The 13,626-nt window shown below is 54.9% G+C and carries 11 protein-coding genes; 2 read left to right on the top strand and 9 right to left on the bottom strand.

Translation table 11 applies throughout. The annotated features are described in order from the left end of the window. Positions 1-18: 18 nt before the first annotated feature. Complete coding sequence (gene yieH / locus E0L20_RS14450; RefSeq protein WP_131634546.1) at positions 19-684, top strand: 6-phosphogluconate phosphatase; 666 nt, start codon at positions 19-21, stop codon at positions 682-684. 80 nt (positions 685-764) lie between these two features. Here yieH and phoU read toward each other — a convergent pair whose 3' ends face one another. The 7 genes from phoU to glmU all read right to left on the bottom strand — a co-directional run bounded on the left by phoU (position 765) and on the right by glmU (position 9,058). Beyond that, complete coding sequence (gene phoU, locus E0L20_RS14445; RefSeq protein WP_003861153.1) at positions 765-1,490, bottom strand: phosphate signaling complex protein PhoU; 726 nt, start codon at positions 1,488-1,490, stop codon at positions 765-767. 13 nt (positions 1,491-1,503) lie between these two features. Continuing rightward, positions 1,504-2,277 carry a phosphate ABC transporter ATP-binding protein PstB gene (gene pstB / locus E0L20_RS14440; protein WP_131634545.1) on the bottom strand — a complete coding sequence of 258 codons (774 nt, stop codon included), beginning with the start codon at positions 2,275-2,277 and terminating at the stop codon, positions 1,504-1,506. Positions 2,278-2,324: 47 nt separating this feature from the next. Continuing rightward, complete coding sequence (pstA, locus tag E0L20_RS14435; RefSeq protein ID WP_119936476.1) at positions 2,325-3,215, bottom strand: phosphate ABC transporter permease PstA; 891 nt, start codon at positions 3,213-3,215, stop codon at positions 2,325-2,327. Continuing rightward, complete coding sequence (pstC, locus tag E0L20_RS14430; RefSeq protein ID WP_131634544.1) at positions 3,215-4,174, bottom strand: phosphate ABC transporter permease PstC; 960 nt, start codon at positions 4,172-4,174, stop codon at positions 3,215-3,217. The genes pstA and pstC overlap by 1 nt, the downstream gene beginning before the upstream one ends. Before the next feature lie 128 nt (positions 4,175-4,302). Then, positions 4,303-5,343, bottom strand: coding sequence for a phosphate ABC transporter substrate-binding protein PstS (gene pstS / locus E0L20_RS14425; RefSeq protein WP_131634543.1), 1,041 nt, complete (start codon positions 5,341-5,343; stop codon positions 4,303-4,305). Between the two features lie 277 nt (positions 5,344-5,620). Next, positions 5,621-7,450 carry a glutamine--fructose-6-phosphate transaminase (isomerizing) gene (glmS, locus tag E0L20_RS14420; protein ID WP_131634542.1) on the bottom strand — a complete coding sequence of 610 codons (1,830 nt, stop codon included), beginning with the start codon at positions 7,448-7,450 and terminating at the stop codon, positions 5,621-5,623. Between the two features lie 237 nt (positions 7,451-7,687). After that, positions 7,688-9,058, bottom strand: a complete 1,371-nt coding sequence (gene glmU, locus E0L20_RS14415) for a bifunctional UDP-N-acetylglucosamine diphosphorylase/glucosamine-1-phosphate N-acetyltransferase GlmU (RefSeq protein ID WP_131634541.1) — start codon at positions 9,056-9,058, stop codon at positions 7,688-7,690. A 344-nt stretch (positions 9,059-9,402) separates the two neighbouring features. On the opposite strand from glmU, the gene E0L20_RS14410 reads away from it, so the two are divergent. Continuing rightward, positions 9,403-11,499 (top strand): right-handed parallel beta-helix repeat-containing protein, encoded by a 2,097-nt coding sequence (locus E0L20_RS14410; RefSeq protein WP_131634540.1) that lies wholly within the window; start codon positions 9,403-9,405, stop codon positions 11,497-11,499. 303 nt (positions 11,500-11,802) lie between these two features. Here the strand turns inward: E0L20_RS14410 and E0L20_RS14405 are convergent, their stop codons facing one another. Continuing rightward, positions 11,803-12,222, bottom strand: coding sequence for a F0F1 ATP synthase subunit epsilon (locus tag E0L20_RS14405; protein ID WP_003862360.1), 420 nt, complete (start codon positions 12,220-12,222; stop codon positions 11,803-11,805). 20 nt (positions 12,223-12,242) lie between these two features. Further along, entirely contained in the window at positions 12,243-13,625 is a 1,383-nt protein-coding gene (gene atpD, locus E0L20_RS14400; protein ID WP_006177559.1) for a F0F1 ATP synthase subunit beta, read from the bottom strand. Position 13,626 lies beyond the last annotated feature (1 nt).

Raw genomic sequence — 13,626 nt, 5'->3', positions numbered from 1 at the left:
TTGTTAAAAGGGAAAGGCATGTCCGGAATTGAAGCGGTATTTTTCGACTGCGACGGTACGCTGGTCGACAGTGAGGTCATTTGTTCTCGCGCGTATGTTGCCATGTTCCAGGAATTTGGCATTACCCTCGATCTCGACGAGGTGTTCAAACGCTTTAAGGGCGTGAAGCTCTACGAAATCATCGACATCATTAACCAGGAGCACGGTGTGGATCTGGCAAAAGCGGATCTGGAACCCGTTTATCGCGCCGAGGTCGCACGCCTCTTCGACTCGGAGCTGGAGGTTATTGCCGGCGCAAACGCGCTGCTGGATGCGATGACGGTGCCCATTTGTGTGGTCTCTAACGGCCCGGTCAGCAAAATGCAGCACTCGCTGGGCAAGCTGGAGATGTTGCACCACTTCCCGGAAAAACTGTTCAGCGGCTACGATATCCAGCGGTGGAAGCCCGATCCGGCCCTGATGTTCCATGCGGCGAAAGCGATGAACGTCAACGTGGAAAACTGCATTCTGGTGGATGACTCCGCAGCGGGGGCGCAGTCGGGTATTGATGCGGGCATGGAGGTGTTTTACTTCTGCGCCGATCCGCACAACAGGCCGATCGATCATCCAAAAGTGACGACCTTTACCGATCTGGCGCAGCTGCCAGCGCTGTGGAAGGCGCGCGGATGGAATATTACTCGCTGAGTTTACCTCTCCCCAGGGGAGAGGGAGAAAACCGAATTGTTCCCTCTCCCCATGGGAGAGGGTTAGGGTGAGGGTAAAAATCACTCTTTCGGATCTTTACCCGCCAGCAGCTTGTCCAGCTCGTCGCCGCCCACGTGACGGAAGTCCTGCCCCTTCACGAAGTAGAAAATGTATTCGCAAATATTCTGGCAGCGGTCGCCGATACGCTCGATGGAGCGCGCGCAGAACAGCGCGGTCAGCACGCTTGGGATGGTTCGGGAATCTTCCATCATGTAGGTCATCAGCTGACGCACGATGCCTTCATACTCCTGGTCGACCTTCTTGTCTTCACGGTAGATACGCACCGCTTCGTCAAGATCCATACGCGCAAAGGCATCCAGCACGTCGTGCAGCATCTGCACGGTGTGGCGGCCCAGCGACTCCAGGCTCACCAGCAGCGGCTGGTGCTGCTGGGAAAACTTCTCCAGCGCCGTGCGGCAGATTTTATCCGCTACGTCACCGATACGTTCCAGCTCGGCGATGGTTTTGATGATCGCCATCACCAGGCGCAGGTCGCTCGCCGTCGGCTGACGTTTCGCGATAATGCGCACGCAGGCTTCGTCGATCGCCACTTCCATCATGTTGACGTTATGGTCGCCTTCGATCACGCGCTTCGCCAGCTCGCTGTCCTGGTTATGCATCGCCGTGATCGCATCAGAAAGCTGCTGCTCGACCATGCCGCCCATGGTCATCACCTGGGTGCGGATGCTTTCCAGCTCTGCGTTGAACTGGCCGGAAATGTGTTTATTAAGATTGAGGTTGTCCATGGTTCACTCCAAATCAACCGTAGCGGCCAGTAATATAATCTTCAGTTTGTTTCTTAGCGGGCCTGGTGAACAGCGCGTCCGTATCGCTGAACTCAATCAACTCGCCCAGGTACATAAACGCGGTGTGATCGGAACAACGCGCAGCCTGCTGCATGTTGTGGGTCACGATAACCACGGTGTAATCCTGCTTCAGCTCGGTGATCAGCTCTTCAATACGCCCGGTTGAGATGGGGTCCAGCGCTGAACACGGCTCATCCAGCAGCAGCACTTCCGGGCGAATGGCGATACCGCGCGCAATACACAGGCGCTGCTGCTGACCACCGGAGAGAGAGTACCCGCTCTGGTGCAGCTTATCTTTGGTTTCGTTCCATAATGCGGCCTTGGTCAACGCCCACTGCACGCGCTCGTCCATATCCGTACGGGAAAGCTTCTCAAACAGACGCACGCCAAAGGCGATGTTGTCGTAAATCGACATCGGGAACGGCGTGGGCTTCTGGAACACCATGCCCACTTTCGCGCGCAGCAGGGCGATATCCTGGGCCTGGGTCAGAATGTTTTCGCCGTCGAGGATGATTTCACCCTCGGCGCGCTGCTCCGGATAGAGCGAATACATCTTGTTAAAGGTGCGCAGCAGCGTGGATTTACCACAGCCAGACGGACCGATGAATGCCGTGACCTGGTTCTTCGCGATATCCAGGTTGATATTCTTCAGGGCATGGAATTTGCCGTAGTAGAAGTTCAAATCACGAACCTGAATCTTACCCGGGGCAGTATCAACCATACTCATTGACTCATTTCCTCATTCGACGCCGCGAGCTGCCGCGCCGTAAAAAATTAACCGTGTTTCTTCTTCGCGAAAATGACGCGCGCCAGAATGTTCAGCAACAGTACGCAAAGGGTGATGATCAGCACCCCGGCCCAGGCCAGCTGCTGCCATTCCACGAATGGGCTCATCGCAAATTTAAAGATTGTCACCGGCAGGTTGGCAATCGGCTGCATCATGTCGGTGCTCCAGAACTGATTGGAGAGCGACGTAAACAGCAGCGGCGCCGTTTCACCCGCAATACGCGCAACGGCCAGCAGGATGCCGGTCATAATCCCGGAGATTGACGCTTTTAGCGTAATCGCGGAGATCATCTTCCATTTCGGCGTGCCCAGTGCGTAGGCCGCTTCGCGCAGGCTGTCCGGCACCAGCTTCAGCATGTTTTCGGTGGTTCGGATAACAATCGGCACCTGCAGCAGCGCCAGGGCAATCACCCCCGCCCAGCCGGAGAAGTGCTGCATCTGCGCCACCACCACGGTGTAAACGAACAGACCGACAACGATAGACGGTGCGGACAGCAGAATATCGTTGATGAAGCGAATGACTTCAGCCAGCCAGGATTTACGTCCGTACTCCGCCAGGTAGATACCCGCCATGATGCCGAGCGGGGTACCGAAGACCGTCGCCCACAGGATCAGCAGGCCGCTGCCCGCGAGGGCATTCGCCAGGCCACCGCCCGCCGTGTTCGGCGGCGGCGTCATTTCGGTGAACAGCGCCAGCGACATTCCGTCGATGCCGCGAACCACCGTCGAGAACAGGATCCACACCAGCCAGAACAGACCGAATGCCATCGTCCCCATTGAGAGCGTCAGCGCGATACGGTTTTTAATGCGGCGCTTTGCCTGCATTTTGCGGCGGGATTCCGCCAGCTCGGTGGTGTTTTGCATGTCGAGAGTCGCCATTAGCGTGCCCCCTCATTTTTAGCAAGACGCATAACCATCAGCTTGGAAATCGCCAGAACGATGAAGGTGATAACAAACAGAATCAGCCCCAGCTCCATCAGCGCCGCAACGTGCAGCCCGGATTCCGCTTCGGCGAATTCGTTCGCCAGCGCAGAGGTAATACTGTTACCCGGCATGTAAAGCGAGATGCTGTCGAGCTGGTAGGTGTTACCGATGATAAAGGTTACCGCCATGGTTTCCCCCAGCGCGCGACCTAACCCCAGCATGACGCCCCCGATCACCCCATTTTTGGTGAACGGAAGCACGATGCGCCAGATAACTTCCCAGGTGGTGCAGCCGATGCCGTAGGCCGACTCTTTCATCATCACCGGGGTTTGTTCGAAGACATCGCGCATAACCGCCGCAATGTACGGAATAATCATGATGGCGAGGATCACGCCAGCCGCCAGAATACCGATACCGAATGCCGGGCCTGCAAACAGGGCGCCGACAAACGGAATGGCAGAAAGCACGTTACCGACCGGCTCCTGGAAGTAGGTGGCGAACAGCGGAGCAAAGATAAACAGACCCCACATGCCGTAAACGATACTCGGAATGGCAGCCAGCAGTTCGATGGCGATGCCAAGCGGGCGTCGCAGCCAGCCGGGCGCCAGCTCCGTCAGGAACAGGGCAATGCCAAAGCTCACCGGAACCGCAATCAGCAGGGCGATGAATGAGGTCACCAGCGTGCCGTAGATCGGCACCAGCGCTCCAAAGACTTCGTTCGGCGCGTCCCACTCTTTGGTCCACAGGAAGGAGAAACCGAATTTCTGGATGCTCGGCCAGGAGGAGAAAATCAGAGACACGATAATGCCGCCCAGCAGCAATAGCACAATCAGCGCAGCCAGTTTTACCAGCGCGCTGAAAATCATGTCACCTTTTTTACCCGGAGGGTTAAATGCAGGCTTGGTTGCAGCCATAAATCACTCTTCTGTTTGAGACGTTTTTACGAATATGCCCGGTGGCGCTAACGCTTACCGGGCCTACAGAGTAAACCGTAGGGCGGGTAAGCGCAGCGCCACCCGCCATCTTCGTTAAATATATCCTGTTAGTACAGCGCTTTACCGCTGCTGTCTTTCACGTTGGTTTTCCATGCAGCACGAATCTGCTCAACCACGCTGTCTGGCAGGCTGGCGTAATCCAGGTCGTTAGCCTGTTTGCCGCCATTTTTGTATGCCCAGTCGAAGAACTTCAGCACTTCTGCACCCTGCTCAGGCTTCTTCTGCTCTTTGTGAACCAGAATGAAGGTGGTAGAGGTGATTGGCCACGCCTCGTCGCCTTTCTGGTTAGTCAGATCCTGCGCGAAGGATTTGCTCCAGTCAGCGCCTTTGGCGGCGTTGGCGAAGTTTTCTTCGGTCGGGCTAACCGGTTTGCCGTCGGCAGATACCAGCTTGGTGTAGGCCAGGTTGTTCTGCTTCGCGTAAGCGTACTCTACGTAACCGATGGAGCCCGGCAGACGCTGTACGAACGCGGCGATACCGTCGTTACCTTTACCGCCCAGACCGGTAGGCCAGTTCACGGTAGAGCCGGCACCGACTTTCGATTTCCACTCTTCGTTCACTTTCGCCAGGTAGCTGGTGAAGACGAAGGAGGTACCTGAACCGTCAGCACGACGCACCACAGCGATGTTCTGCGAAGGCAGCTTAACGCCCGGGTTCAGTTTGGTGATGGCTTCGTCATCCCATTTTTTGATTTTACCCAGGTAGATGTCGCCCAGGGTTTTGCCGTCCAGCACCAGCTCGCCTGATTTCAGGCCAGGGATGTTAACGGCCAGCACAACGCCGCCGATGACGGTCGGGAACTGGAACAGGCCTTCCTGATTCAGTTTCTCATCAGACAGCGGGGCATCTGACGCGCCGAAATCAACGGTATTAGCGGTAATTTGTTTTACGCCACCGGAGGAGCCGATACCCTGATAGTTAACCTTATTACCGGTTTCTTTCTGGTAGGTATCTGCCCATTTGGCATACACCGGCGCAGGGAAGGTTGCACCAGCGCCAGTCAGGCTTGCTGCTGCGAATGCAGAGAAAGCGCTCATCGATAAGGTCGCGGCGACAACAGTTGCGACAGTGGTACGCATAACTTTCATAATGTCTCCTGCAAGGATTTCGTAAATCATTGTTTAAGTGGCTACGATGAGCAAAATAGGACAAACAGGTGACAGATAAATGTACGAATTATGACAGTTTTATGACAACGAAAATTTCACTTAAGAAATAGCAAAACTGTATATATTTATCAGAGAGTTAGGTTGAAAGATGACGACAGGATTTCAGTAATATTTTCTTTATGTGACACTGAAAAAATAGCTGAAAATGACGGATTGTCATAAAAAAAGCTCCACCCGAAGGTGGAGACTGGAAGGATTATTCGACGGTAACGGACTTCGCCAGGTTACGCGGCTGGTCTACGTCGGTGCCTTTGATCAGCGCAACGTGATAGGCCAACAGCTGCAGCGGAACGGTGTAGAAGATTGGCGCAATGACCTCTTCCACATGCGGCATCTCGATGATGTGCATGTTGTCGCTGCTGGCAAAACCGGCATCTTTATCTGCAAAGACGTACAGGACGCCGCCGCGGGCGCGCACTTCTTCGATGTTGGATTTCAGTTTTTCCAGCAGTTCGTTGTTAGGAGCCACAACGATGACCGGCATATCCGCATCAATCAGCGCCAGCGGGCCGTGCTTCAGCTCGCCTGCCGCGTAGGCTTCCGCGTGGATGTAAGAGATCTCTTTCAGCTTCAGCGCGCCTTCCAGCGCAATTGGATACTGATCGCCACGGCCCAGGAACAGGGCGTGATGTTTGTCAGAGAAATCTTCCGCCAGCGCTTCAATGCGTTTGTCTTGAGACAGCATCTGCTCGATACGGCTCGGCAGCGCCTGCAGGCCGTGAACGATATCGTGCTCAACGGAAGCGTCTTCGCCTTTCAGGCGCGCCAGCTTCGCCACCAGCATCAGCAGAACGGTCAGCTGAGTGGTAAAGGCTTTGGTAGAGGCCACGCCGATTTCGGTACCCGCCTTGGTCATCAGCGCCAGATCGGATTCACGCACCAGGGATGAACCCGGCACGTTACAGATAGCCAGCGAACCCAGGTAGCCCAGCTCTTTTGACAGACGCAGCGCGGCCAGCGTATCCGCCGTTTCGCCGGACTGGGAAAGGGTGATCATCAGGCTGTTACGACGCACAGCGGATTTGCGATAGCGGAATTCAGACGCGATTTCCACATCGCACGGCACGCCCGCCAGGGATTCAAACCAGTAGCGAGAGACCATGCCGGAGTTGTATGACGTGCCGCAGGCCACGATCTGAATATGCTCAACCTTGCCGAGCAGTTCGTTCGCGTTTGCGCCCAGCTCGCTCAGGTCAACCTCACCGTGGCTGATGCGCCCGGTCAGGGTGTTTTTGATGGCATTCGGCTGCTCGTAGATCTCTTTCTGCATGTAGTGACGGTACGCGCCTTTATCGCCCGCGTCGTACTGCAGGTTTGACTCGATCTCCTGACGTTTCACCTGCTCGCCTTTGGTATCGAATACGGTCACGCTGCGACGCGTCACTTCCGCGATATCGCCCTCTTCCAGGAAGATAAAGCGGCGGGTCACCGGCAGGAGCGCCAGCTGATCGGAAGCGATAAAGTTTTCGCCCATACCCAGACCGATAACCATCGGGCTACCGGAACGCGCTGCCAGCAGCGTGGACGGGTCGCGGGAATCCATGATCACCGTGCCGTAGGCACCGCGCAGCTGAGGGATAGCGCGCAGCACCGCTTCACGCAGCGTGCCGCCCTGCTCCAGCTCCCAGTGCACCAGGTGAGCAATCACTTCAGTGTCGGTTTCAGAGACGAAGGTATAACCGCGCGCTTTCAGCTCTTCGCGCAGCGGTTCGTGGTTTTCGATAATGCCGTTATGCACCACCACAATGTGTTCAGACACATGCGGGTGTGCGTTGCCTTCTGACGGTTCGCCGTGCGTCGCCCAGCGGGTGTGCGCGATACCGGTGCCACCGTGCAGCGCGTGTTCTTCTGCAGCCTGGGCCAGCATCTGCACTTTTCCGAGGCGGCGCAGACGGGTCATATGCCCTTCTGCATCGACCACTGCCAGACCGGCAGAGTCATAGCCACGGTATTCCAGACGACGTAAACCTTCGAGAAGGATTTCAGCAATATCACGCTGCGCAACTGCGCCAACAATTCCACACATAGTTAGATTTCCTGATTATGGCGTTATGCCATGCGTTGTCGCTGACCTGTATTTGCCCTTTCCGGGCGCCCCGAGCCTTGTAGAGAGTGGGGTTATTTTTATGGGTACTGCCGTTGGGGGGAGGATTATTTTATCCCCTCACCCCGGCCCTCTCCCCAAAGGGGCGAGGGAGAAAACACCGCACCGAACGATCCCCTCTCCACTGTGGGGAGAGGGTTAGGGTGAGGGGTAAATCCGTTACTTCTTCTTCACCGGGCGTTTCCAGCCCTGCTTGTTGACCTGCGGCACGCGGCTTAACACCAGCTCGTTCTCGGCCACGTCGCGCGTGACGGTGGTTCCGGCGGCAATGGTCACACCGTTGCCCACGGTAACAGGCGCCACCAGCTGCGTGTCAGAGCCGACAAACACGTCATCGCCGATGATGGTTTTAAACTTGTTGGCGCCGTCATAGTTGCAGGTAATGGTTCCCGCGCCGATGTTCACGTTATCGCCAATTTCCGCGTCGCCCAGATAGGTCAGGTGACCGGCTTTAGAGCCTTTACCCAGGCGCGCTTTTTTCATCTCAACGAAGTTACCCACGTGAGCGCCTTCCAGCAGCTCGGCCCCCGGGCGCAGACGCGCAAACGGACCAATGGTGCACGCCGCTTCAAGATGCGCATCTTCCACCACGCTGTACGGGCTGATTTCGCAGTCGTCACCAATCACGCTGTTTTTAATCACGCAGCCGGTGCCAATTTTGACGCGGTTGCCCAGCGTTACGTTGCCTTCAACGATAACGTTAGTATCAATTTCAACGTCGCGCCCGTGAGACAGCGTGCCGCGCAGATCGAAACGCGCCGGATCGCGCAGCATCACGCCTGCCAGCAGCAGCTTTTCTGCCTGCTCGGACTGGTAAATACGCTCAAGTCGGGAAAGCTGCAGGCGGTTGTTCACGCCGTCGGTTTCGCTGACGCGCGCCGGATGAACGGCGGCAATGTCGCGCCCTTCGTGGTACGCCATCGCAATGATATCGGTGATGTAGTATTCACCCTGCGCATTGTTGTTATTGAGCTGAGACAGCCAGCGCTTCATGTCTGCGCCGTTGGCAATCAGGATACCGGTGTTAATTTCAGGGATCTGGCGCTGTTCTTCGCTGGCATCTTTATGCTCAACGATGCCGGTCACCTTGCCGTTTTCACGGGTGATACGGCCATAGCCGCTCGGGTCGTCCAGCACCACGGTAAGCAGACCAATGCCGCCCTGCGGTTTAGCTTCACGCAGGCGGGTCAGGGTTTCAACAGAAATCAGCGGGACGTCGCCGTAGAGCATCAGGATATCTTCGTCGTCGGCAAAGAACGGGGCCGCCTGCTGCATCGCATGGCCAGTACCGAGCTGCTCGGCCTGAAGTACCCAGTTGAGGTTGTCATCGCGCAGCGTTTGCTTGAGAAGATCGCCGCCGTGGCCGTAGACCAGATGAACCTGCTTCGCGCCGAGTTCATTTGCCGCATCAATGACATGCTGCACCATTGGCTTTCCTGCCAGCGTGTGAAGCACCTTTGGAAGATCGGAATACATGCGGGTGCCTTTGCCAGCGGCAAGAATGACCACGCTCATCGTATTATTCAACATACGCGTCCTGACTGTAATTTGAGTGAGAAGTAAAACCCTTTGACGTTGAAAATTCTACATATTTTGCGTCATAAAATGGAGTGACGCGAAAACGTTCAACATCGGCCATTAATGGCTATTTGAAGATAGTTTTAGGGGCAGAGTAAATCACTTTTGCTCTGGAAAATAGCATTCTTGCGGCAAGTCGCTAACCCACACAATAGCTTAGCTATTTTTTTGGATCATGAATAAAGATCGCTATAAAACAAAACAGCGTTTTATTTACTCAATAGTGTGACACCACAAAAAGAAACAGCGTTTCATTCTGATGATAATGGCGCTCAATTATCACGCAGGAGAATAAGATGAATTATAAAATACCTCTGTCCTTAATGATGTGCAGCGCCTTTGCGGCGGGGGCTGCGGAGCAACCCGTCTGGAAAGCCATTGCGTTCGGGCAGTCTACCGACCTGAATTTCTCATCGAACGTGCTGCCGGAAAAGATTGGCGTCAATGACGTCACCGTGGACGGTAAAAAGCTGGCCTCGCAGGATAAGGTTGGCCTGTCAAAACCCGTCACCCTGGAAAGCCGGGGCGGCAAGATTGCGAACTCGCATGACGGATTAACGTTTTTCTACACCGAACTGCCGACGAAAGAGAATTTTGTCTTACAGGCCACCGTTCGGGTCGACCAGTTTGGTCCGGAAAACGGGGCGAAACCTGCCGCTCATGAAGGGGCCGGCCTCCTGGTGCGCGATGTACTCGGCGTGCCGCGCCAGCAGCCGCTAAAAGAAGGATATGAAGAGTTTCCCGCGGCGTCGAACATGGTGATGAACGCCATTATGACGCAGGATAAAAAGGACCATCATCGGGTCAAGCTGCAGGCCATAACGCGAGAAGGTATTTCGCATCCGTGGGGGGACGCCGGGGCTGAAATCAAAAAGCAGAGCTATCAGGAAGAGGTAGATATCAGCAAGACGCCCGCGTTCCGTTTAAAGCTGGAACGTACCGATGACGGCTTTATCACCGCCTGGGCGCCTGCAGGCAGCGATGCCTGGGTGAGAAAAAGCGTTCCGCGCGCCGACCTGATTTCCGTGCAGAACAAGGATCGTTACTACGTGGGCTTCTTCGCTTCGCGTAATGCAAAAATCACCGTATCGGATGCGTCTCTTACCACCTCGGCTGCGCATACAGTGGCGTCTGAACCCTGGGAGGCAACGCCTCTGCCGGTTGTTGTCCAGATCGCCTCTGCAAGCAAAAGCGCCATTGAGCACTATCAGGTTCAGGCACGCGCAAACTACGACGGCGTTTTTAGCGTCAGACAAAATGAAGTGGTGATCGGGAGTGATAAACCGGTCAAAGCCGGAGAGATGTACAGCGTTCCCGCCACCCTGACCGAGAGTAATGCATTTAGCCTGACGTTTACGCCCACCAGCGGTGAGGCCGTTCATCAGACGTTTAGCGTTGATAGGATAAGCGGCATGGAAACGTCTGTACTCCACGTTTCACCTGACGGCAAAGCGGACGGGCGGGGTACGCTGGACTCACCGCTGGATTTAGCTACCGCGATCGGCCTGATTACGCCGGGCGGGAAGATTATCCTCGGTGCGGGCGACTATCCCCGGAGTGCAATCCCGCTGACGGCCAGCGGCAGTCCGGAAAAAATCACGTCGCTACAGGCGGAAGGTAAAGCCGTTATTCACGGACTGCTGGTGGACGCAGGCTACTGGCACATCAAAGGAATTGAGGTAACAGACAAGAGCTTGCGGATCCAGGGCAGCCACAACCTGATTGAAAACGTCACGGCATACCGCAACGACGATACCGGCATCCAGATATCATCCCCGGAAAAGATTGGCCGACCGCTGTGGGCCAGCTACAACCGGGTGATCGACTCTGAATCCTATGCCAATGAGGATCCGGGAAAAATCAACGCCGATGGCTTTGCCGTCAAAATGCGCGTAGGAGAAGGTAATCGTCTGGAAAACTGCTATTCCCATGACAATATCGACGATGGCTTTGACCTGTTCAACAAGATTGAGGACGGGGCCAACGGCGTTGTGACGATCGAGAATTCCATTGCCCGCAACAACACCAGCAACGGTTTTAAGCTCGGCGGTGAAGGGCAGCCTGTGGCGCATGAGGTTCGCAACAGCAAAGCCATTGGTAATCATCTGGACGGTTTCACCGATAACTTCAAGCCAGGGGCGCTGGTGGTGGCGAATAACGTCGCGGTGGACAACCTGCGCTTTAATTTTATCTTCCGGCCAAGCCCGTATGGAGATGCATCAACGCAGGGCGTGTTTACCGGCAATAAATCGGTGCGTACGCAGCCCGGCATGTATGACGATGCGGTAGTGGGGAATATTGATAAGTCGAACTATTTTATCGTGAAAGGGAAGAGCGTGAACGAGAGCGGAGAGATGCTGCCAGATGGCGCTTCGCTTATCACACAGCAGTAAGCGCGGCGCCACTCGGCGTTCAGCAGATTAGTGGTTGAACGTACCGAAAGAGACGTTCATGTTGCTGAAAAGAGCGATGATTTTGTTGACCAGTTTCATGATGGCATCCTGATTTCTTGAGGTTTATTTTGTGACACACTTCACAAAAAAGAAGTCTACGCCTCATTTTTTAACCGATCAAGATTTTTGTGACGTAAATCACAAAATATTAAAACACCTTTTCAGTTTCACTTTTCCTGAAACGACACCATAAAAAAAGCCAGCCTGGTTTCCAGACTGGCTTTTGTGCTTTTCAAGCCGGTGTTACATCGCTTTTTTGGTCAACTCGATAACGCGCAGTTTCGCGATCGCTTTGGCCAGCTCCGCAGACGCCTGAGCGTAATCCACGTCACCATGAGAGCTGTTAATGTGCTCTTCAGCCTTACGCTTCGATTCCAGGGCTCGCGCTTCGTCGAGATCCTGTCCACGGATAGCGGTATCGGCCAGAACGGTCACACTGCCAGGCTGCACTTCAAGAATGCCGCCAGACAGATAGATAAACTCTTCATGACCGAACTGTTTAACGATGCGGATCATACCAGGCTTAATGGCGGTGAGCAGCGGTGCGTGACCCGGGAAAATACCCAGTTCACCTTCACTACCCGTTACCTGGATTTTCTCGACCAGACCAGAGAACATTTGTTGCTCTGCGCTGACGACGTCCAGGTGGTAAGTCATTGCCATATCACCCTCCGATTAAGGCGTTAAAGTTTTTTGGCTTTTTCCACGGCTTCGTCGATGGAACCAACCATGTAGAACGCCTGCTCCGGCAGGTGATCGTATTCGCCTTCCATGATGCCTTTAAAGCCACGGATGGTGTCTTTCAGGGAAACGTATTTACCCGGAGAACCGGTGAATACTTCCGCAACGAAGAACGGCTGGGACAGGAAGCGCTGGATCTTACGTGCGCGTGCTACCACCAGTTTGTCTTCTTCAGACAGCTCATCCATACCCAGGATGGCGATGATGTCTTTCAGTTCCTGGTAACGCTGCAGCAGGGACTGTACGCCACGCGCGGTGTCGTAGTGTTCCTGACCAACTACCAGTGGATCCAGCTGACGGCTGGTGGAGTCCAGCGGGTCAACGGCTGGGTAGATACCCAGAGACGCGATCTGACGGCTCAGTACCACGGTTGCATCTAAGTGCGCAAAGGTGGTTGCTGGAGATGGGTCAGTTAAGTCATCCGCAGGTACGTATACCGCCTGAACGGAGGTGATAGAACCGGTTTTGGTAGAGGTGATACGTTCCTGAAGAACACCCATCTCTTCCGCCAGCGTAGGCTGATAACCTACCGCAGAAGGCATACGACCCAGCAGTGCAGATACTTCAGTACCGGCCAGGGTGTAACGGTAGATGTTATCAACGAACAGCAGAACGTCACGGCCTTCGTCACGGAACTTCTCAGCCATGGTCAGGCCGGTCAACGCCACGCGCAGACGGTTTCCTGGTGGCTCGTTCATCTGGCCGTAAACCAGGGATACTTTGTCCAGAACGTTGGAGTCGGTCATTTCGTGGTAGAAGTCGTTACCCTCACGAGTACGTTCACCTACGCCCGCAAACACGGAGTAACCGGAGTGCTCGATCGCGATGTTACGGATCAGCTCCATCATGTTTACGGTTTTACCTACACCCGCACCACCGAACAGACCAACTTTACCGCCCTTCGCAAACGGACACATCAGGTCGATAACTTTGATGCCGGTTTCCAGCAGTTCCTGAGAGCTTGACAGCTCTTCGTAGGAAGGTGCTGCGCGGTGGATAGCCCAACGCTCTTCTTCACCGATGTCGCCTTTCATGTCGATTGGTTGACCCAATACGTTCATGATACGACCCAGTGTTGCTTTACCTACCGGGACTTCGATCGGGTGCTCAAGGTCTTTAACTTCCAGACCACGACGCAGACCGTCGGAAGAACCCATTGCGATGGTACGCACGATACCACCACCGAGCTGCTGCTGAACTTCCAGCACCAGGCTCTCGTTACCATTCTGTACCTCAAGAGCATCGTACACGCGCGGTACGGCATCCTGAGGGAACTCGACGTCAACCACGGCGCCGATTACCTGGACAATTTTTCCAGTAGCCATC

The organism is Enterobacter wuhouensis (genome assembly GCF_004331265.1).
GTDB classification, from domain to species: domain Bacteria; phylum Pseudomonadota; class Gammaproteobacteria; order Enterobacterales; family Enterobacteriaceae; genus Enterobacter; species Enterobacter wuhouensis.
The sequence above is the reverse complement of the archived record's forward strand: the minus strand, read 5'-3'. Positions and strand labels throughout refer to the sequence as shown.